15 protein-coding genes are annotated in these 17,617 nt (G+C 74.1%); 8 read left to right on the top strand and 7 right to left on the bottom strand.

All coding sequences use genetic code 11. The annotated features are described in order from the left end of the window. Positions 1–74 precede the first annotated feature (74 nt). Positions 75–2,138 (bottom strand): DEAD/DEAH box helicase, encoded by a 2,064-nt coding sequence (locus AC07FJ_RS11910; RefSeq protein ID WP_479047884.1) that lies wholly within the window; start codon positions 2,136–2,138, stop codon positions 75–77. A gap of 529 nt (positions 2,139–2,667) precedes the next feature. On the opposite strand from AC07FJ_RS11910, the gene AC07FJ_RS11905 reads away from it, so the two are divergent. Beyond that, positions 2,668–3,435 carry a ferritin-like fold-containing protein gene (locus tag AC07FJ_RS11905; protein WP_479047882.1) on the top strand — a complete coding sequence of 256 codons (768 nt, stop codon included), beginning with the start codon at positions 2,668–2,670 and terminating at the stop codon, positions 3,433–3,435. 90 nt (positions 3,436–3,525) lie between these two features. Here the strand turns inward: AC07FJ_RS11905 and AC07FJ_RS11900 are convergent, their stop codons facing one another. The 4 genes from AC07FJ_RS11900 to AC07FJ_RS11885 all read right to left on the bottom strand — a co-directional run bounded on the left by AC07FJ_RS11900 (position 3,526) and on the right by AC07FJ_RS11885 (position 5,424). Beyond that, on the bottom strand, positions 3,526–3,792 hold the full coding sequence (locus AC07FJ_RS11900) for a hypothetical protein (RefSeq protein WP_479047881.1): 267 nt from the start codon (positions 3,790–3,792) through the stop codon (positions 3,526–3,528). A 200-nt stretch (positions 3,793–3,992) separates the two neighbouring features. Then, positions 3,993–4,220 (bottom strand): DUF3107 domain-containing protein, encoded by a 228-nt coding sequence (locus AC07FJ_RS11895; protein WP_361419554.1) that lies wholly within the window; start codon positions 4,218–4,220, stop codon positions 3,993–3,995. Positions 4,221–4,342: 122 nt separating this feature from the next. After that, on the bottom strand, positions 4,343–4,984 hold the full coding sequence (locus tag AC07FJ_RS11890; protein ID WP_355364199.1) for a TetR/AcrR family transcriptional regulator: 642 nt from the start codon (positions 4,982–4,984) through the stop codon (positions 4,343–4,345). A 200-nt stretch (positions 4,985–5,184) separates the two neighbouring features. Beyond that, positions 5,185–5,424, bottom strand: a complete 240-nt coding sequence (locus AC07FJ_RS11885; RefSeq protein ID WP_479047879.1) for a hypothetical protein — start codon at positions 5,422–5,424, stop codon at positions 5,185–5,187. Positions 5,425–5,566: 142 nt separating this feature from the next. Here AC07FJ_RS11885 and AC07FJ_RS11880 point away from each other — a divergent pair, with 142 nt between their 5' ends. The 7 genes from AC07FJ_RS11880 (at position 5,567) to moeZ (ending at position 14,276) form a co-directional block, all read left to right on the top strand. Then, on the top strand, positions 5,567–6,562 hold the full coding sequence (locus tag AC07FJ_RS11880) for an alpha/beta fold hydrolase (RefSeq protein WP_479047877.1): 996 nt from the start codon (positions 5,567–5,569) through the stop codon (positions 6,560–6,562). A gap of 8 nt (positions 6,563–6,570) precedes the next feature. Next, a complete protein-coding gene (locus tag AC07FJ_RS11875; RefSeq protein ID WP_479047874.1) occupies positions 6,571–7,953 on the top strand; it encodes a DUF3152 domain-containing protein in 1,383 nt (460 codons plus the stop codon). Between the two features lie 204 nt (positions 7,954–8,157). After that, complete coding sequence (locus AC07FJ_RS11870) at positions 8,158–9,849, top strand: DUF3492 domain-containing protein (RefSeq protein ID WP_479048334.1); 1,692 nt, start codon at positions 8,158–8,160, stop codon at positions 9,847–9,849. Continuing rightward, positions 9,842–11,005, top strand: coding sequence for a hypothetical protein (locus AC07FJ_RS11865; protein ID WP_479047872.1), 1,164 nt, complete (start codon positions 9,842–9,844; stop codon positions 11,003–11,005). Before AC07FJ_RS11870 ends, AC07FJ_RS11865 begins: the two co-directional genes overlap by 8 nt. Before the next feature lie 153 nt (positions 11,006–11,158). Further along, entirely contained in the window at positions 11,159–12,160 is a 1,002-nt protein-coding gene (locus AC07FJ_RS11860) for an NAD-dependent epimerase/dehydratase family protein (RefSeq protein WP_479047870.1), read from the top strand. Between the two features lie 98 nt (positions 12,161–12,258). After that, a complete protein-coding gene (locus tag AC07FJ_RS11855; RefSeq protein ID WP_479048332.1) occupies positions 12,259–13,035 on the top strand; it encodes a spherulation-specific family 4 protein in 777 nt (258 codons plus the stop codon). A gap of 62 nt (positions 13,036–13,097) precedes the next feature. After that, positions 13,098–14,276 carry an adenylyltransferase/sulfurtransferase MoeZ gene (gene moeZ, locus AC07FJ_RS11850; RefSeq protein WP_479047868.1) on the top strand — a complete coding sequence of 393 codons (1,179 nt, stop codon included), beginning with the start codon at positions 13,098–13,100 and terminating at the stop codon, positions 14,274–14,276. A gap of 74 nt (positions 14,277–14,350) precedes the next feature. Here moeZ and AC07FJ_RS11845 read toward each other — a convergent pair whose 3' ends face one another. Together AC07FJ_RS11845 and AC07FJ_RS11840 are read right to left on the bottom strand one after the other, a co-directional pair. Next, the gene (locus AC07FJ_RS11845; protein ID WP_479047866.1) at positions 14,351–15,916 is read right to left on the bottom strand and encodes an alpha/beta hydrolase; all 1,566 of its coding nucleotides are present in this window, start codon (positions 15,914–15,916) and stop codon (positions 14,351–14,353) included. Between the two features lie 79 nt (positions 15,917–15,995). After that, a complete protein-coding gene (locus tag AC07FJ_RS11840) occupies positions 15,996–17,576 on the bottom strand; it encodes an alpha/beta hydrolase (protein ID WP_479047863.1) in 1,581 nt (526 codons plus the stop codon). Between the last annotated feature and the right edge of the window lie 41 nt (positions 17,577–17,617).

Raw genomic sequence — 17,617 nt, 5'->3', positions numbered from 1 at the left:
CCCTGCACAAGGCGATGGCCCCCGCGCCTCCGGGAGGAGGACGCGGGGGCCATCGAAGCCGGGTCGCTCAGCACTCAGCTTTCGGGCTGGGCGGCGACGGCCTTCTTGCGCGTGCGGCGGGGCTTGGCCTCGGCCGGCGCTTCGGCGGCCTCGACGGCCGGCTCGGCGGCGACGGCCTTCTTGCGCGTGCGGCGGGGCTTCGCCTCGGCCGGGGCTTCGGCGTCCGCGGCCTCCACGACCGGCTCCGCCTTCTTGCGCGTGCGGCGGGGCTTCGCCTCGGCGGCGGGTGCCTCCGCGGTCTCGGCGGCGGGCTCGGCGGCGACGGCCTTCTTGCGCGTGCGGCGGGGCTTGGCCTCGGCCGGCGCTTCGGCCTCCGCGGCCTCCACCACCGGCTCCGCCTTCTTCCGCGTACGACGCGGCTTCGGCTCGACCGGAGCCTCGGCGGCAGGGGCCTCGGCCACCTCGGCGGGCGCCGCCGCGGCCTCGGCCACCGGCTCCGCCTTCTTGCGCGTGCGGCGGCGCGGCTTCGCCGGCTCCTCCGCGACGGGCTCCACGGCAGGCTGGGCGACGGGCTCGGCCACCGGAGCGGCCTCGGTCGCCTGGGCCACCGGAGCGGCGGCCTGGGGCTCCGCGGCCACCGGCGTCACCGGGGCCGTCTCCGACGCCGCGCCCACACGGGTGCGCCGACGGCGGCGAAGGGTGCGGGGCGCGTCCGAGGCGGGAGCCTCTTCCACCGCGGTCGCCGCGGCGGTCACCGCGGCGTCCGCGGCCACCGGGGCGCCGCTGCGCGTGCGGCGGCGCTGGCGCGGGGTGCGCGTCCGCGCCGGAGCCGCGTCCTCCGAACGCTCCGAACGGTCCGAGCGCTCCGAACGGTCCGAGCGGCCCGAACGCTCCGGGCGGTCGGAACGCGACGAGCGCGACGTACGAGGCGAACGGCCGCGGCCGCCCGGCTCGCCCAGGTCCTCCAGCTCCTCCGCGTCCAGACCCGCACGGGTCCGCTCGGCGCGCGGCAGGACGCCCTTGGTGCCCTCGGGGATGTCCATGTCCGCGTACAGGTGCGGGGACGTCGAGTACGTCTCGACCGGGTCGTGGAAGTCCAGGCCCAGCGCCTTGTTGATCAGCTGCCAGCGCGGGATGTCGTCCCAGTCGACCAGCGTGACGGCGATGCCCTTGCGGCCCGCGCGGCCGGTGCGGCCCACGCGGTGGAGGAAGGTCTTCTCGTCCTCGGGCGACTGGTAGTTGATCACGTGCGTGACGCCGTCGACGTCGATGCCGCGCGCCGCGACGTCGGTGCAGACGAGGACGTCGACCTTGCCGTTGCGGAACGCGCGCAGCGCCTGCTCGCGCGCGCCCTGGCCGAGGTCGCCGTGGACCGCGCCGGACGCGAAGCCGCGGCGCTCCAGCTGCTCGGCGATGTCGGCGGCCGTCCGCTTCGTACGGCAGAAGATCATCGCGAGTCCCCGGCCGTTGGCCTGGAGGATGCGCGAGACCATCTCGGGCTTGTCCATGGAGTGCGCGCGGTACACGTACTGCGCGATGTTCGCCACGGTCGCGCCCTCGTCGTCCGGCGCGGTGGCGCGGATGTGCGTGGGCTGCGACATGTAGCGGCGGGCCAGGCCGATGACCGCGCCCGGCATGGTCGCCGAGAACAGCATGGTCTGGCGCTTCGCCGGAAGCATGTTGATGATCTTCTCGACGTCGGGCAGGAAGCCCAGGTCGAGCATCTCGTCGGCCTCGTCGAGGACGAGGGCCTTGACCTTGGACAGGTCCAGCTTGCGCTGGCCGGCCAGGTCGAGCAGGCGGCCGGGGGTGCCGACGATGACGTCGACGCCCTTCTTCAGCGCCTCGACCTGGGGCTCGTACGCGCGGCCGCCGTAGATCGCGAGGACGCGGACGTTGCGGACCTTGCCGGCGGTGAGCAGGTCGTTGGTGACCTGGGTGCACAGCTCGCGGGTCGGGACGACCACGAGGGCCTGCGGGGCGTCGGTCAGCTGCCCGGGCGTGGCCCGGCCCGCCTCGACGTCCGCGGGGACGGTGACCCGCTCCAGCAGCGGCAGGCCGAAGCCGAGCGTCTTGCCGGTGCCGGTCTTGGCCTGGCCGATGACGTCGGTGCCGGAGAGCGCGACCGGGAGGGTCATCTCCTGGATGGGGAACGGCGTCGTGATGCCGACGGCTTCGAGCGCCTCGGCGGTCTCGGGGAGGATCCCGAGCTCTCGGAAAGTCGTAGTCAGGGTGCTGCCTCTTCTGTGAGACGCGGTACGAGGCGAACGCTGGGGGTCTTACCGTGCCAGTTACGGCCGGCCGCAGGCCGTCAAGGCCGCAGTCGGGTGGCGCGGGACCACTGCCGTCGCTCGAGCGTCATACCGCTGAGGGGCCCCTCAAGTGGCGCACCAGGCGCCCCGAGGGCTGTCGGGTCGGAGCCGATCGGGCCACCGACCGGGCATCCTCATTCATGAGATGGCCCGCCGAGTATGTGTACGAAGACGACTGAATACTCAGCAGGCGCAATATCACTGTACCCCGGATTCGCGCATCTGTGTTGGGCCAATTCATAACGAGGGGCAGGTCACACTCGACGGCGTCGGAGCCCGCGCCGCCGCGGCGTCGCGCCGGGCGTGCGCCGGGCTCGCCCGTGCGGGCGCCGACGGGCGGGCTATTGTGCGGTTCATGGAGACGCCTGACAACGCCACCGCTTCCGCCACCGCCGGAGAACCGGCCGGAGAACCGACCGCAGAACCGACCGGGATCGCCGCCCTCGACTGGGCCGGCGCCTCCGCCGAGCCCCAGTACCGCGCGGCGGTCGTGGACCTGCTCGGCGCGCTCGCCTACGGCGAGCTGGCGGCCTTCGAGCGGCTCGCCGAGGACGCGAAGCTGGCGCCGACGCTCGCCGACAAGGCGGAGCTGGCGAAGATGGCGTCGGCGGAGTTCCACCACTTCGAGCGGCTGCGGGACCGGCTGACCGCGATCGACGTGGACCCGACGTCCGCGATGGAGCCGTTCGCGAGGGCGCTGGACGAGTTCCACCGCCAGACGGCGCCGTCCGACTGGCTGGAGGGCCTGGTCAAGGCGTACGTGGGCGACTCGATCGCCAGCGACTTCTACCGCGAGGTCGCCGCCCGCCTGGACTCCGACACGCGCGCGCTGGTGCTGGCGGTGCTGGACGACACCGGGCACGGCAACTTCGCCGTGGAGAAGGTGCGCGCCGCGATCGAGGCCGACCCGCGCGTGGGCGGCCGGCTCGCGCTGTGGGCGCGCCGTCTGATGGGCGAGGCCCTGTCGCAGGCCCAGCGGGTGGTCGCCGAGCGCGACGCGCTGTCGACGATGCTGGTGGGCGGGGTCGCGGACGGCTTCGACCTGGCGGCGGTCGGCGAGATGTTCTCCCGGATCACCAAGGCCCACACCAAGCGGATGGCGGCGCTGGGCCTCGCGGCCTGACGCTGCTCTGGCGCCCGGCCCTGACGCCTGCCCTGGCGCCCGCACTCGCGCCGCTGGCCTTACGTCGCCGCCGGGCTTACGCCGCCGGGCTTACGTCGCCGCCGTGCGGCGCAGCCGACGGGTCGGCCGCAGCAGCAGTGACAGGACGACCGCGTCCACGGCGAGGGCACCCAGCAGGGTGCCCAGCACGAAGCCCGGCCCGAGCGCCGCGTGGGTGACGAGCGCGCCGAACAGCCCGCCCAGGGCGCCGGCGATCAGTACCGCGCGGCGCGGCGGAAGCCGGTCGGCCAGCCGCTGGAGGGCAGCCCAGGAGAGTGCGAGTCCGAGCACGACGGAGCCGAGAGCTTCCACGAGCACAACTGATCACCTCGCGGTGGGGCCGGGCGGGCAAAACGGTCGTAGGCCGTACTACCCGATCAGTGACCGAAACAACCCTGGTCGAGCCGACCGGACCGTCGGCCCGGTCGTCGACCGGTGACACGGCATGAGGAAGGCCCGGCGGATGCGACGGCATCCGCCGGGCCTTCCTCGTACCGGTCCCGTGGGCCCCGTACGTCTCAGAGCGCGCCGAAACCCACCCGGCGCGCCGCCGGCTCGCCGATCTCCACGTAGGCGATACGGTCCGCCGGCACCAGGACCCTGCGGCCCTTGTCGTCCGTCAGGCTGAGCAGCTGCGCCTTGCCCGCCAGAGCGTCGGCCACCGCGGCCTCGACGTCCGCGGCCGACTGCCCGCACTCCAGAACGATCTCCCGGGGCGCGTGCAGCACGCCGATCTTGACCTCCACGGCTATGTCCCTCCGAACGGTCAGCGTTGCGCGGTTCGCCGCGCCGTACGCAGCACACATTAGCCCGGAGAGGGGACCCGGCAGCCGTCAGTCGAACACGCCAACAGCGAACACGTCGGGTGTCAGTGCGACTCCGAGCCGTGCAGCGGGAAGCCGGCGATGCCCCGCCAGGCCAGCGAGGTCAGCAGCTGCACCGCCCGCTCGCGCGGGATCGACGACTCGCTGGACAGCCAGTACCGCGCGACCACCTGGGACACGCCGCCGAGCCCGACGGCCAGCAGCATCGACTCGTCCTTGGACAGGCCGGTGTCCTCGGCGATGACGTCCGAGATCGCCTCGGCGCACTGGAGGCTGACCCGCTCGACGCGCTCGCGCACGGCCGGCTCGTTGGTCAGGTCGGACTCGAAGACCAGGCGGAACGCGCCGCCCTCGTCCTCCACGTACGCGAAGTACGCGTCCATCGTCGCGGCGACCCGCAGCTTGTTCTCGGTCGTCGAGGCGAGCGCCGTACGGACCGCCTGCAGCAGCGACTCGCAGTGCTGGTCCAGCAGTGCCAGGTACAGGTCCAGCTTCCCGGGGAAGTGCTGGTACAGCACCGGCTTGCTGACCCCGGCGCGCTCCGCGATGTCGTCCATCGCGGCCGCGTGGTACCCCTGGGCGACGAAGACCTCCTGGGCCGCGCCCAGAAGCTGGTTGCGTCGGGCACGGCGCGGCAGGCGTGTACCCCTCGGGCGCGCCGCCTCTGTCTGCTCGATGGCTGTCACGCCGCCTCCCAAAATCGATCCATGTGGCGCTGTGCGCCACGCCCGCCATCGTACTTTTGGGTAACCCGGCTGTGCGCGGTGCGAGCGCAGAATTTCACGTACCGGACGCTCGTGGTAGCTCCCTGGTGCCATCAGATTCAACTTTTAACGATGTCAAACAGGCCAAAACCACCGCTGGTCGGCCGCCGGCGGTAGTCGTCTCAGCGGTAGTCGTCCTCGTCGAGGTCCACCACCCGCGTCTGCTCGGCCGCGTCGGCCGGGTTCACCAGCGCCGGGTCGATGCGGGTGAGCGGATCGTCCTCGCGCGGCCGCAGCTCCGTGTGCTGTTCGGCGGCGTCCGCCTCCGGGGTCTCCTCGGTGAACGCGCCGGTCGTGGTCTCGTCCGCGATCTCGTCGGCGGTCTCGTCGAAGGTCTCGAAGTCGGTCGGGTCGACGGTCATGGGCTCCCTTTCACGTGGACGGGCGGGGGCCTGGGCGAAATGCCCCGTCTCTACGAGCCTAGGAGGTACCCGTGAACGGCGCTATGCGATCTGTGATGGCCGACACAGCAATCGCCGCGTGATCGTCTCGTAACATTGCCGCATGTCTTCGACCGAGCTGCCGGAAACCCCTGCCGCCGCCGCGGCGGCGCCGCGGGTGAGCACCGTGCGGGTCGCGGAGGGCGAGCGGCTGCGCACGGTGGCGCTGCCGGGACTGACCCTGACCGTACGCGCGCGGCCCGCCGCCCGCGCCGGACTGCCGCCCGCGCTGTACGTGCACGGGCTCGGCGGCTCCTCGCAGAACTGGTCCGCGCTGATGCCGCTCCTGGCCGACCGCGTGGACGGCGAGGCGGTCGACCTGCCCGGCTTCGGTGACTCGCCGCCGCCCGACGACGGCAACTACTCGGTGACCGCGCACGCCCGCGCCGTCATCCGGCTCCTCGACGCCGCCGACCGGGGGCCGGTCCACCTCATCTCCAATTCGCTCGGCGGCGCCGTCTCCACCCGCGTCGCGGCCGTCCGCCCCGACCTCGTCCGCACCCTGACGCTCGTCTCGCCCGCGCTGCCGGAGCTCCGCCCGCAGCGCGGCGCCTGGCCGACGGCGCTGCTCGCGCTGCCGGGCGTCTCGACGCTGTTCTCCCGGCTGACCAGGGACTGGACGGCCGAGCAGCGCGTCCGGGGTGTGATGTCCCTCTGTTACGGGGACCCCGGCCGCGTCACCGACGAGGGCTTCCGCAACGCCGTGGAGGAGATGGAGCGGCGCCTCGCCCTCCCTTATTTCTGGGACGCCATGGCCCGCTCGGCGCGCGGCATCGTCGACGCGTACACCGTGGGCGGCCAGCACAACCTGTGGCGGCAGGCGGAGCGGGTGCTCGCGCCGACGCTGCTGGTGTACGGCGGGCGCGACCAGCTCGTCTCGTTCCGCATGGCGCGCCGGGCCGCGGCCGCCTTCCGCGACGCGCGGTTGCTGACGCTTCCGGACGCCGGGCACGTCGCGATGATGGAGTATCCGGAGACGGTCGCGAAGGCCGTACGGGAACTGATCGACGAAAGCGACGCCCCTGGCGGTGGCGGTGGCGACGACGACGGCGGGAGCTGATCCAGGGCGTGGGACGACATAGTCGCAAGGGCTCCTCCGCCGCCTCCGCTCCCGCCGTGCCGGCCGGGAGCGAGGGCGCACCCGCCCCGGCGGAGCGGCCCGCACACGCTCCCGGCGCCGTACCCGCTTCCGGCGCCGTACCCACTCCCGGAGCCGTACCCGGCCCCGGCACCGGAAGGCGCCGCAAGGGCGCCGCGCCCACGTCTCCGGCCTCTCCCGCCTCCCCGCCTCCCTGGCCGTACGAGGCGCCGGAGGCGTACGAGCCGCCGCGGGCGTACGCCGACGAGCGGCACCAGGCCCCGCACGCGCGCGGCGGCCACCCCGAGCACCCGCACCAGGAGCAGCCCGCTCGGTACGGCGACTGGCAGGGCGCACCCCGTACGGCGCCGGGGCCCCGGAGCGGCGTGGGTGCCGGGGCGCGGATACCGGGACCGCGGCGCGAGTTCGTGGAAGCGTTCGACCAGGGCCGGGGCGAGGACGCCCGGCGGACGGACCAGGGGGAGGAGCGGCCCGAGGAGGCATCGGCCACCGCCCCCAAGGAGGGCAGGTCCGGCAAGGGCCGCACCGTCACCGGCATCGCGGCCGCCGCCGTCACCACGGTCCTCGCGGTCGTCGTGGCCGGCCAGGTCACCGGCACCGGACCGGACCTCTCCGCCAACCGGTCGGTGGGCGAGGCCGCCCCGCGTGACGACGATGGCTCGGCCGCCCGCTCCGACCGTTCCGACCGCGCCGACGGCCGTGCCGTGCCGTCCGAGGCCGGCCGGGTGGAGCAGCCGGCCGCGCCCGCGACGTACGAGCAGCTCATGACCCGGCAGTTCCCGATGGACCCGGCGCTGAAGGGGTCCGGGGCGTTCGAGGTCGTCCCCGGGTTCGACAAGGCGCCCGGGCGGGGCGAGAAGGTGCGCTACCGCGTCGACGTGGAGAAGGGGCTCGGGCTCGACGCGCGGCTGTTCGCCGAGGCGGTCCACAAGACCCTGAACGACGACCGCAGCTGGGCGCACGGCGGTGCCATGGCGTTCGAGCGGGTGTCGAGCGGCGAGGCGCGGTTCGTCGTCACCCTCGCCAGCCCCGGCACGACCGGCGTCTGGTGCGCCAAGTCCGGTCTCGACACGACGATCGACAACGTCTCGTGCGACTCCGCCGCCACCGAACGCGTGATGATCAACGCGTACCGCTGGGCGCAGGGCTCCGAGACGTACGGCGCCGACGCCATGTACGCGTACCGGCAGATGCTGATCAACCACGAGGTCGGGCACCGCCTCGGGCACAACCACGTCACGTGCCGCACGCCGGGCGCGCTCGCGCCGGTCATGCAGCAGCAGACCAAGTCGCTGGAGATCGACGGCGTGAAGTGCCGGCCCAACCCCTGGGTCTACCCCGGCGATTCCTGAGCAGCCCCCTCACCATGGGTGAGAGGGCTGCCCCGTAGCGCGACCAAACGCGTCGCGTACGGGAAAGTTACGTGCATTCACCCCTTCCGGTGGCGCGATGGACAACCGTCCGTCGCGCCATCGGCATATCCGCTTACGTTCGTCCGAGCCGCGCGCCGCCGGGCTGAACGGCGGCCGTACTCAAGGGAGATCGGGGGTGTGCTCGTGCGGATCGGACTGCTGGCCGAGGGCGGGTACCCGTATGCGTCACACGAGGGCGGGCTCTGGTGCGACCGGCTCGTGCGCGGGCTCGCGCAGCACGTCGTCGACGTCTACGCGCTCAGCCGCAGCGCCCGCCAGGAGGACGGCGGTTGGGTCTCCCTCCCGCCGCAGGTCGCGCGGGTGCGGACGGCGGCCCTGTGGGAGCCCGCGGTGGACGGTCGCCTTCGCCGTCCCGGACGGCACGCCCGCCGCCGGTTCGCCGCGCACATCGGGCAGCTTGCGCAGGCGGTGTGCGGCACCCGGGAGGACGCGGGCGGCTCCTTCGCCGAAGCGCTGTACGGGCTCGCGGAGCTGGCGCGCGAGAGCGGCGGCCTCGCCCCGGCGCTGCGCTCCGAGACCGCCCTGCGCGCCCTGGAGTCGGCGTGCCGCGCGCCCGGCGCACGCCGGGGCCTGCACGGCGTCACCGTGACCGAACTCCTCGCCGTCACCGACCGGCTGGAGCGCGCCCTGCGCCCCCTCTCGCTCGACTGGTACGGCGAGGAGGACGGACTCGGCGCCGTCGACCTGTGCCACGCCACGTCGGCGGGGCGCCCCGCGCTGGCCGGGCTGCTGGCCAAACGCTTCTTCGGGGTCCCGCTGCTGGTCACGGAGTACGGCGTACAGCTGCGCGCGCACTACCTCGCCGGTGCCGACGCGCGCCTGAGCGCTCCCGTACGCACCCTGCTCGCCTCCTTCCACCGCCTCCACGCCGCCGAGGTGTACCGACAGGCCGCCGTCATCACCCCCGGCACCACGCACGCCCGCCGCTGGCAGGAGCGGTGCGGCGCCGACCGCGCCAAGCTGCGCACGGTGTACGCGGGCATCGACGCCGAACCCTTCGCGGCGGTCGGCGAGGCGGCGGACACCCTGGACCCCGGTGTCGCGCGCACGCTGGTGTGGGTGGGGCGCGTCGAACCCGCCAAGGACCTGATCACGCTGCTGCACGCCTTCGCCCGGGTGCGCGAGCGGGAGCCCGACGCGCGGCTCCGGGTGATCACCGAACCCGGGCGCGGGCGGAACTCCGCGGCGTACCTCGCCCACTGCGAGGCCCTGGCGGCACGGCTCATCCCCTCCGGTCCGTCCGGTCCGTCCGGTCCGTCCGGTCCCTCCGGCCCCTCCGGTCCGTCCGATGCGCCGGTGGTGTTCGAGCGGCGGTCCGGCGGTCCGGCGCAGGCGTACGCGGCGGGCGGTGTGAGCGTCCTGTCGAGCGCCGCCGAAGGCTTTCCGGCCGGGCTCGTCGAGGCCATGCTCTGCGGCCGGGCGACGGTCTCCACGGACGTGGGCGCGGTCGTCGAGGTCATCGGAGGCACCGGCCTGGTCGTCCCCCCGCGCAACGCGCCGGTGCTCGCCGACGCCTGCCTCGCCCTGCTGAGCGACCCCGCGCGCCGCGCGCGCCTGGGCGCCGCCGCACGGGCCCGGGCGCTCGAACTGTTCACCGCCGAGCAGAACGTGGCGGCATTTCGCGGCATTTACCTGGAGCTGCTGTCGCACACTCCGGCGCGGCGCACCACCGAGGCGGTGAACGCCGCCGGTGACCCCGTGCCCTTCGCCCTCCCGGCCGAGGACTTCCTCCAGGGCACCTGGACCGGGCGCCCCGGCGCCCCCGGGTGGGTCGAGCGCCCCGTCGGCGCACACGCGGGAGGCGGCCGTGGCTGACCCCGTCAGGACGCTGCTGCTCCGCCACCGGAAGCTCTGCGAGCGCGCCGTCGACCCGCTGGACATCGCCGCGGGCCTGGAGGCGTACGGCATCACCGACCGCACCGCCGCCCGCTTCCGGCACCGTGACGTCTTCTCGCTGGCCGAGGAGCTGTACGCGCGTGTGCCCCGCCCCGCCGAAGGTGCCGCCGGGCCTCCTGCCCCTGCCGTTCCTTCCCCTACCCCTGCAGTTCCCGTTCCCGGTTCCGAGGCGTCTTGGCGGCGGTACGCGTGGGTGCTGCTCACGCTGCTCCCCGGCGCCGTCTGCGCGGCCGCGCTGGCGGGCGTCGCCGTGACGGACGGGGCGGTGCGCACCGCCGTCGGCGTGGCCGGGGCCGTCGGTGCCGCCGCGGCGCTCGCCGGGTGCCTGCGGCGCGGGCCGCTGCGGCCGCGCGCCCGGCGCACGCTCCCCGTCCTGCGCGCCTGGCCCGGCCTGCTGCTGCTCGCGTACGCCGCGTACGGCGACGGCCTGCTCGCCGCGCTCCTCCGCGGCGGCCCGGACGAGCCGTGGCCCCCGGCCCCGGCACCGCTGGTGGGCCTGGCGTTCGCGGTGGCGCCCGCCGCCTGGTGCGCGCGGTTCTTCGCCGTACGGGCGCGCCGCCGGCTCGCGGCCGGCCGGACCCTGCGTGACGTCGCCGCCGCCGTACGCCCGCTCCTCGCCCTCGTCGTCGTGCTGTACGCGGCGGCGCTGGTCGCCCTGCTGCCGGCCGCGGGCTCGGCCGTGGCGGCGGCCTGGCCGGCGGGCTCCGACTCCTCCGGTGGCGGCGTGGGCGGTGGCCTGGGCGGCTGGGGCGCCTTCGGCGGCGTCAGCGGCTTCCTGGCCGCCGTCGCCCTCGGGGTCCTGCTCTTCGCCGCCCGGCTGCTCACCGTCCACGGCTTCCCCGAGCCGGCCGCCGCCGGGCTGCTCGGCGCCTGCGCCGCCGAGGCGCTCGCACCGGCCTCCCTGCTCGCCGGACGTCTGCCCGGCTGCGACGTCCTCGCCCGGCCCGTCGAGGCCGCGGTCGTGGCCTGGGGGACCGGAGCCGTACCGGCGCTCGCCTGCGGCGTGGCGGCGCTGGCCCTGCTGGCGCGTGCCGCGGCCGTCCTCGGCCGGGCCTCCGCCCACGTGGCGCCCTGACCCCCACGGCGCCCGCCTTCGCCGTGCCCGCTCGCGGAGCCGACACCGTACGGGCGCGGCGTACAGCCCCACCCCGTCACACCACCCCTAGGAGAGAACAGACATGACACCCCGAACCCCAGCAACGGCCGGTCGGCACGAAGGGGCCGCGCGATGAGGGTGCTTCTGCTCGGTGCCAACGGATTCATCGGGCGCTTCGTCGCCGACCGGCTGCTCGCCGACCCGGCCGTGCACCTGACCGCCCTCGGGCGCGGCGACGACGCCGACGTGCGCTTCGACCTCGCCGGCGGCAGCCCCGGCGCGCTCACCCGGTTCCTGGACGCCGTCCACCCCGGGGTGGTCATCAACTGCGCCGGCACCACCCGGGGCGGGGCGCGCGACCTGATCCGGCACAACACCGTGGCCGTCGCCACCGTCTGCGAGGCGCTGCGCCGCAGCGGTTGCGGGGCCCGCCTGGTGCAGGTCGGCTGCGCGTCCGAGTACGGGCCCTCGCAGCCCGGCTCCTCCACCGCCGAGGACGCGGTGCCGCGCCCCGGCGGGCCGTACGGCGTGTCCAAGCTGGCCGCCACCGAGCTGGTCCTCGGCTCCGGTCTGGACGCCGTCGTCCTGCGGGTCTTCTCGCCCGTCGGGCCCGGCACCCCGGCCGCGTCCCCGCTCGGCCGGCTCGCGGAGGCGATGCGCCGCGCCATGCAGGCCGGCGACGGCGAGCTGAAGCTGGGCGGGCTCGGCGCGCAGCGCGACTTCGTCGACGTACGGGACGTGGCGCGGGCCGTGCACGCCGCGTCCCTCTCCGCCGCGCAGGGCATCGTCAACATCGGCACGGGCCGTGCCGTACGGCTCCGGGACGCGGCCGCGGTCCTCGCGCGCGTCGCCGGTTTCGCGGGCTCCCTGCACGAGCTGGACGCCCCGCCGGGACGCCCCTCCCTCGGCGGGCCCCTCGGCGGCCCCGTCGGCGGACCGGCCATCGGGGCCCAGCGCGGTGAAAGCCTGCCGGACCACCTGGCCGCCGCCCCGCCGTACCCGTACCCCGACGGATGCGGCAGCTGGCAGCAGGCGGACGTCCGCACCGCGCGGGACCGGCTCGGCTGGCGGCCCCGCATCAACCTGGAGGAGTCCCTCGCCGACATCTGGATGGAGGCGGCATGCCGCATCTGACCGGGACGGGCGCCTGGCTGCGGGGCGCGACACGGAGTACGGCGCAGGGCGCGACACGGAGTACGGCGCAGGGCATGGTCCCGGGCACCGCGCAGGGCATGCTCCCGGGCACCGCCCTGGGCACGGCGCAGGGCACGGCCCTCTCCGCGACCGGGCCGGACCGGCTCGGCCTCGGCGTGCCCGGCTACGCGCACCCGCTGGTCGCCCCCGCCGAATGGGCCGCGCTGACCCGCCCGGGCACGCCGCTGCACTGGGTCGTCCTCGATGTCGCGGGCGGCCCCGGGACGCGCCCCGACCCGCACTGCCTGGAGGCGGCGGGCCGACTGCGCAACGCCGGCGTGACGGTCCTCGGGCATCTGGACCTGTGCCACGGAGCCCGGCCCTTCGAGGAGGTCGTCTCCGACGCCCAGCGGTACGTCGACTGGTACCGGGTGGACGGCTTCCTGCTGGACCGCTGTCCCGCGGACCGGGCGCACCTCGCCGACGTCCGGCGTACGGCGGGCACCCTGGAGGTGCTCCTGGACCACGCCGACGGCGGGCACCTGGTGCTGGGCCACGGCGGCCCCTCCCACCCCGGGTACGCGCGGCTCGCCGGCCAGCTGGTGACCTTCTCTGGATCCTGGGCGGATTACCGCTGGTCGCAGGCGGCGGAGTGGACGGCGGACCATCCGCCCGAACGGTTCGTGCACCTCGTCCACGGGGTGCCGCGCACCCATCTCGACGAGGCGCTGCGCATCGCCCGGTGGCAGGGCGCCGGGACGATCTTCTTCACCGACCAGGCGGAAGACCGGGTCGGACAAACCAGTCCATTCGCGGCGCTGCCCGGCTACTGGGACGAAATCGTCTCGCGTATCGGACCGGGTGTCTCGGAATGAGGAGGGCCGTGGCAGTGTTACGGGGAGAACAACCGTACTGACTACCGACCAACGGAGTCCCCGTGTCGCTGCCACCCCTGGTCGAGCCGGCCGCCGAGCTCACCGTAGACGAGGTCCGCAGGTACTCCCGCCACCTGATCATCCCCGATGTCGGGATGGACGGGCAGAAGCGGCTGAAGAACGCCAAGGTGCTCTGTGTGGGCGCCGGCGGCCTCGGCTCGCCCGCCCTGATGTACCTGGCCGCGGCCGGCGTGGGCACGCTCGGCATCGTGGAGTTCGACGAGGTCGACGAGTCGAACCTGCAGCGCCAGATCATCCACAGCCAGTCCGACATCGGCCGCTCCAAGGCCGCGTCCGCGCGGGACAGCGTCCTCGGCATCAACCCGTACGTGAACGTGATCCTTCACGAGGAGCGGCTCGAAGCCGACAACGTGATGGATATCTTCAGCCAGTACGACCTGATCGTCGACGGCACGGACAACTTCGCCACGCGCTACCTGGTCAACGACGCCTGCGTGCTGCTCAACAAGCCGTACGTCTGGGGCTCGATCTACCGCTTCGACGGCCAGGCGTCGGTCTTCTGGTCCGAGTACGGACCCTGCTACCGCTGCCTCTACCCGGAGCCCCCGCCGCCGGGCATGGTCCCCTCCTGCGCCGAGGGCGGCGTGCTGGGCGTGCTGTGCGCGTCCATCGGCTCCATCCAGGTCACCGAGGCGATCAAGGTCCTGGCCGGCGTGGGCGACCCGCTGGTCGGCCGCCTGATGATCTACGACGCCCTGGAGATGCAGTACCGCCAGGTCAAGGTCCGCAAGGACCCCAACTGCGCGGTCTGCGGCGAGAACCCGACCGTCACCGAGCTCATCGACTACGAGGCCTTCTGCGGCGTCGTGTCCGAGGAGGCCCAGGAGGCGGCGCTCGGCTCGACGATCACTCCCAAGCAGCTCAAGGAGTGGATCGACGAGGGCGAGAGCATCGACATCATCGACGTCCGTGAGCAGAACGAGTACGAGATCGTCTCGATCCCCGGCGCCCGGCTGATCCCGAAGAACGAGTTCCTGATGGGCAGCGCCCTCCAGGACCTGCCGCAGGACAAGAAGATCGTCTTGCATTGCAAGACGGGTGTCCGCAGTGCGGAAGTCCTCGCGGTGCTCAAGTCGGCGGGCTTCGCGGACGCGGTGCACGTCGGCGGCGGCGTCATCGGCTGGGTCAACCAGATCGAGCCGGAGAAGCCGGTCTACTGACCGAGCCGGTCTTCTGACCGTTCACACGCCGAGGGGCCGGATCCGGGGCTGGATCCGGCCCCTCCGCGTGCGCCTCACGCCGAGCAGGTCGTGCCGTTCGCCGGCACCTTGCCGTCCAGCAGGTAGTCGTCCACCGTCCCGGTCACGCAGGACGACGAACCGTACGCCCCGTGCCCCTCGCCCTTGTTGGTGATGAGGACGCCGACGCCCGCGCCGAGCTCGGCCGCCATCCTCTGCGCCCCCTCGTACGGCGTGGCCGGGTCGCCCGTGGTGCCCACCACGAGGATCGGGCCCGCGCCCGGCGCGCTCGCCGCGGAGCGCGCGGCCTCACCCTTCACCGGCCAGTCCGCACACCAGCCGGCCAGGTCCCACGCCAGGAAGTCGCCGAAGACCGGGGATATCCGCCGGAACTCCGGCAGCAGCGCCTTCACCTCGTCGGTCGTCGGCCGCCGGTTGCTGTCGGCGCAGGAGATCACCCGCTGGGAATGGGCCTGGGTGCTGTAGTGCCCGCTGCCGTCGCGGTTGTTGTACCAGTCGGCGAGCTCCAGCAGCTTGTCACCGGTGCCGTCCTCTTCGGCCTCCTCCAGCGCGCCCGTCAACTGCGGCCACAGGCTCTCCGCGTACAGCGCCTGCGCGATGCCGGTCAGCGCCAGGCTGTCGGTGACCTGCCGGCCGCTGCTCGTCGGCAGCGGCTGCCGGTCGAGCCGCTGCAGCAGCCCGGCCACGCGCGCGGTGCCCGCCTTCGCGCTCTCGCCGGTCGAGGTGAGGTAGCTGTCCAGTGCCCGCTGGAACCCGGTGGTCTGGTGGCGGGCGTGTGCCACCGAGTCGGCCGTCGGGTCGACGACGGCGTCCAGGACCGTCCTGCCGACGTTCTTCGGGAACAGGTGCGCGTAGGTGCCGCCGAGCTGCGTGCCGTACGAGATGCCGAAGTAGTTCAGCTTCCGGTCGCCCAGCACGTGCCGCAGGAGGTCCAGGTCCCGGGCGGTGTTGGAGGTCGTCAGATGCGGGATCAGCCTGCCGTTGCGGGCGGCGCAGTCCTTGCCGAAGTCGGCGCCGTCCCGGAGGAACGCGGCCGTCTCCGCCTCCGTGTCCGGTGTGAGGTCGACGCTCGCCTCGGCGGCGGCCAGCTCCTTGTCGTCCCGGCACCGCACGCCCGCGCTGCCCGCGACCCCGCGCGGGTCGAAACCGACCAGGTCGTACCGTGCGTTGAGCTTGCGGTACTGGTCGGCGAACTGGGGCAGCAGCTCCACGCCGGAGGCGCCCGGGCCACCGAAGTTGAACAGCAGCGAGCCGATGCGCCGGTCCTTGTCCTTCGCCTCCTGGCGTATCAGCGCGACGCTGATCGTCTCGCCCTCCGGATGCTTGTAGTCCAGCGGGACCTTGACGCTCGCGCACCGCCACTCCCCGCCGGGCCGCTCGCCACCCTCGGGCGCGGCACACGCGCGCCACTCCGGCCGCTGCCCGGTGAGCGCGGCGGGCAGCGTGGCCGCCTGCCCGGTCGGGGCCTGCCGCTCGGGTGCCGGCCGTTCACCGCCGCCACCCGAGGTGCCCGAACCCGCCTCGGAGCTGCAGCCGGCCGCCGCGCCGGCGAGCAGCACGGCGGCCGCGGCGAGGGCCCCTGCTCGTACCCGCATGGACATGTGTCCCCCCAACGTGTGCACTGGACCGCCCATCGTAGGCCCGGCCACTGACAGTGACGACGCCGAGCGGTCCCCCCGCCTACGGGCAGACCGTCCCCGAGCGCGGGACCTTGCCGTCCAGCAGGTAGTCGTTCACCGTCCTGCGTACGCACGCGTCGCCGGTGCCGTAGGCGCCGTGCCCCTCGCCCCGGTACGTCACCTCGATCCCGACGCCCTTGCCGAGCGCCTCCGCCATCCTCTTGGCGCCCCCGTACGGCGTCGCCGGGTCGCCGGTGTTGCCGATGACGAGGATGGGCGCCGCGCCCTTCGCGCCGACGTCCGGGTGGTCCCAGGTGCCGGGCACGGGCCAGCCGGAGCAGCCGCTCAGACGCCAGCCGAGGAAGGTGCCGAAGAGCGGGGACGCCTCGCGGAACTCGGGCAGCTTCTTCTTGGTGTCCTCCAACGAGAACCGGGCCTTGTCGTCGACGCAGTTGATGGCCGTGTTCGCCGCCTGGAGGTTGTTGTAGTTGCCGTTCTGGTCGCGCCCGTTCATGGAGTCCGACAGGGCGAGGAGCAACGCGCCCTGGCCGCCGTCGGCCTCGTCGATGCCCTGCTCCAGGTACGGCCAGAACTCCTTGGAGTACAGCGCCTGCACGATGCCGTTGGCCGCGTGGGTCTGGGTGAGCTTGCGGTCGCCCATCCCGGCGACGGGCTTCTCGTCGAGCCGGGCGAGCAGGTCCGCGACGAACCTCTCGACCTCCTCGACGCTGCCACCGGGCAGCTTGCACGCCTCGCCGCGCTTGACGCAGTCGGCCGCGAAGTTGCGGAACGCCAGCTGGAACCCCTTCGCCTGGGCGACCGACCCCTGCGCGACGGTCCCGGAGGGGTCGACGACGGCGTCGAAGACGGCGCGCCCGATCCGTTCGGGGAACTGGTGGGCGTAGACGCCGCCCAGTTCGGTGCCGTACGAGATGCCGAAGTAGTGCAGCTTGTCGTCGCCCAGCACCGCCCTGATCAGGTCCAGGTCGCGGGCGGCGTCGACGGTGCCGATGTGGGGCAGCAGGTGGCCGGAGTTCTCCTCGCAGGCGGCCGCGAAGTCCTTCAGGGCCTTCTCGTACGCCTCCTCCTCCCGGGCGTCGTCCGGTGACGCGTCCAGGGCGAAGAACGCGTCGAGCTCCCGGTCGTCCTGGCACTCCACGCCCTCGCTGCGGCCGACCCCGCGCGGATCGAAGCTCACCAGGTCGTACCGGGCGCGCAGCTCCTCGAAGTCCTTCGCGGAGGAGGGCAGGGCGGTGATGCCGGAGCCGCCGGGCCCGCCGAAGTTGAAGATCAGCGAGCCGATCCGCCGGGCCGGATCGGTGGCCCTGGCCCGGATCAGGGCCAGCTCGATCGTGTCGCCCTCCACGTCCTCGTAGTCGAGCGGCGCGTCCATGAAGGCGCACTCCCACCGCCCGCCCCCCGGCAGCGGGGAGGGGGCCGTTCCACCGCCCTCCCCGACGGACGGGGCACGGCACGGGGACCACTCCAGCTCCTGGGCCGCCAGGTCCGTGGGCCGGTCCGGGCCCCCGCCGTCCCCGCCGCCGTCGGAGCAGCCGGCGGCGAGCAGGACGGCGGCGGCGGTCGCGGCGCTCGCCACGGCGAGCGCGGCGGTACGCCGGTGGGCGCGGGTGGGCGTCGGCATGCCTCCATGCTGCGCCGGTGCCCGGCCGGCCGCCCGCGACG

The organism is Streptomyces sp. NPDC045998 (assembly GCF_056430285.1).
Note: the sequence above shows the minus strand (reverse complement) of the source record. Positions and strands in the feature narration are given on the sequence as shown.

Coding starts and splice junctions, on each gene's coding strand:
- AC07FJ_RS11905 (WP_479047882.1), top strand. CDS start 2,668: ATGGAGACGCCTGACAACGCCACCGCTTCCGCCACCGCCGGAGAACCG.
- AC07FJ_RS11910 (WP_479047884.1), bottom strand. CDS start 2,138: ATGACCCTCCCGGTCGCGCTCTCCGGCACCGACGTCATCGGCCAGGCC.
- AC07FJ_RS11855 (WP_479048332.1), top strand. CDS start 12,259: ATGCTCCCGGGCACCGCCCTGGGCACGGCGCAGGGCACGGCCCTCTCC.
- AC07FJ_RS11885 (WP_479047879.1), bottom strand. CDS start 5,424: ATGACCGTCGACCCGACCGACTTCGAGACCTTCGACGAGACCGCCGAC.
- AC07FJ_RS11840 (WP_479047863.1), bottom strand. CDS start 17,576: ATGCCGACGCCCACCCGCGCCCACCGGCGTACCGCCGCGCTCGCCGTG.
- AC07FJ_RS11880 (WP_479047877.1), top strand. CDS start 5,567: ATGTCTTCGACCGAGCTGCCGGAAACCCCTGCCGCCGCCGCGGCGGCG.
- AC07FJ_RS11860 (WP_479047870.1), top strand. CDS start 11,159: ATGAGGGTGCTTCTGCTCGGTGCCAACGGATTCATCGGGCGCTTCGTC.
- AC07FJ_RS11845 (WP_479047866.1), bottom strand. CDS start 15,916: ATGTCCATGCGGGTACGAGCAGGGGCCCTCGCCGCGGCCGCCGTGCTG.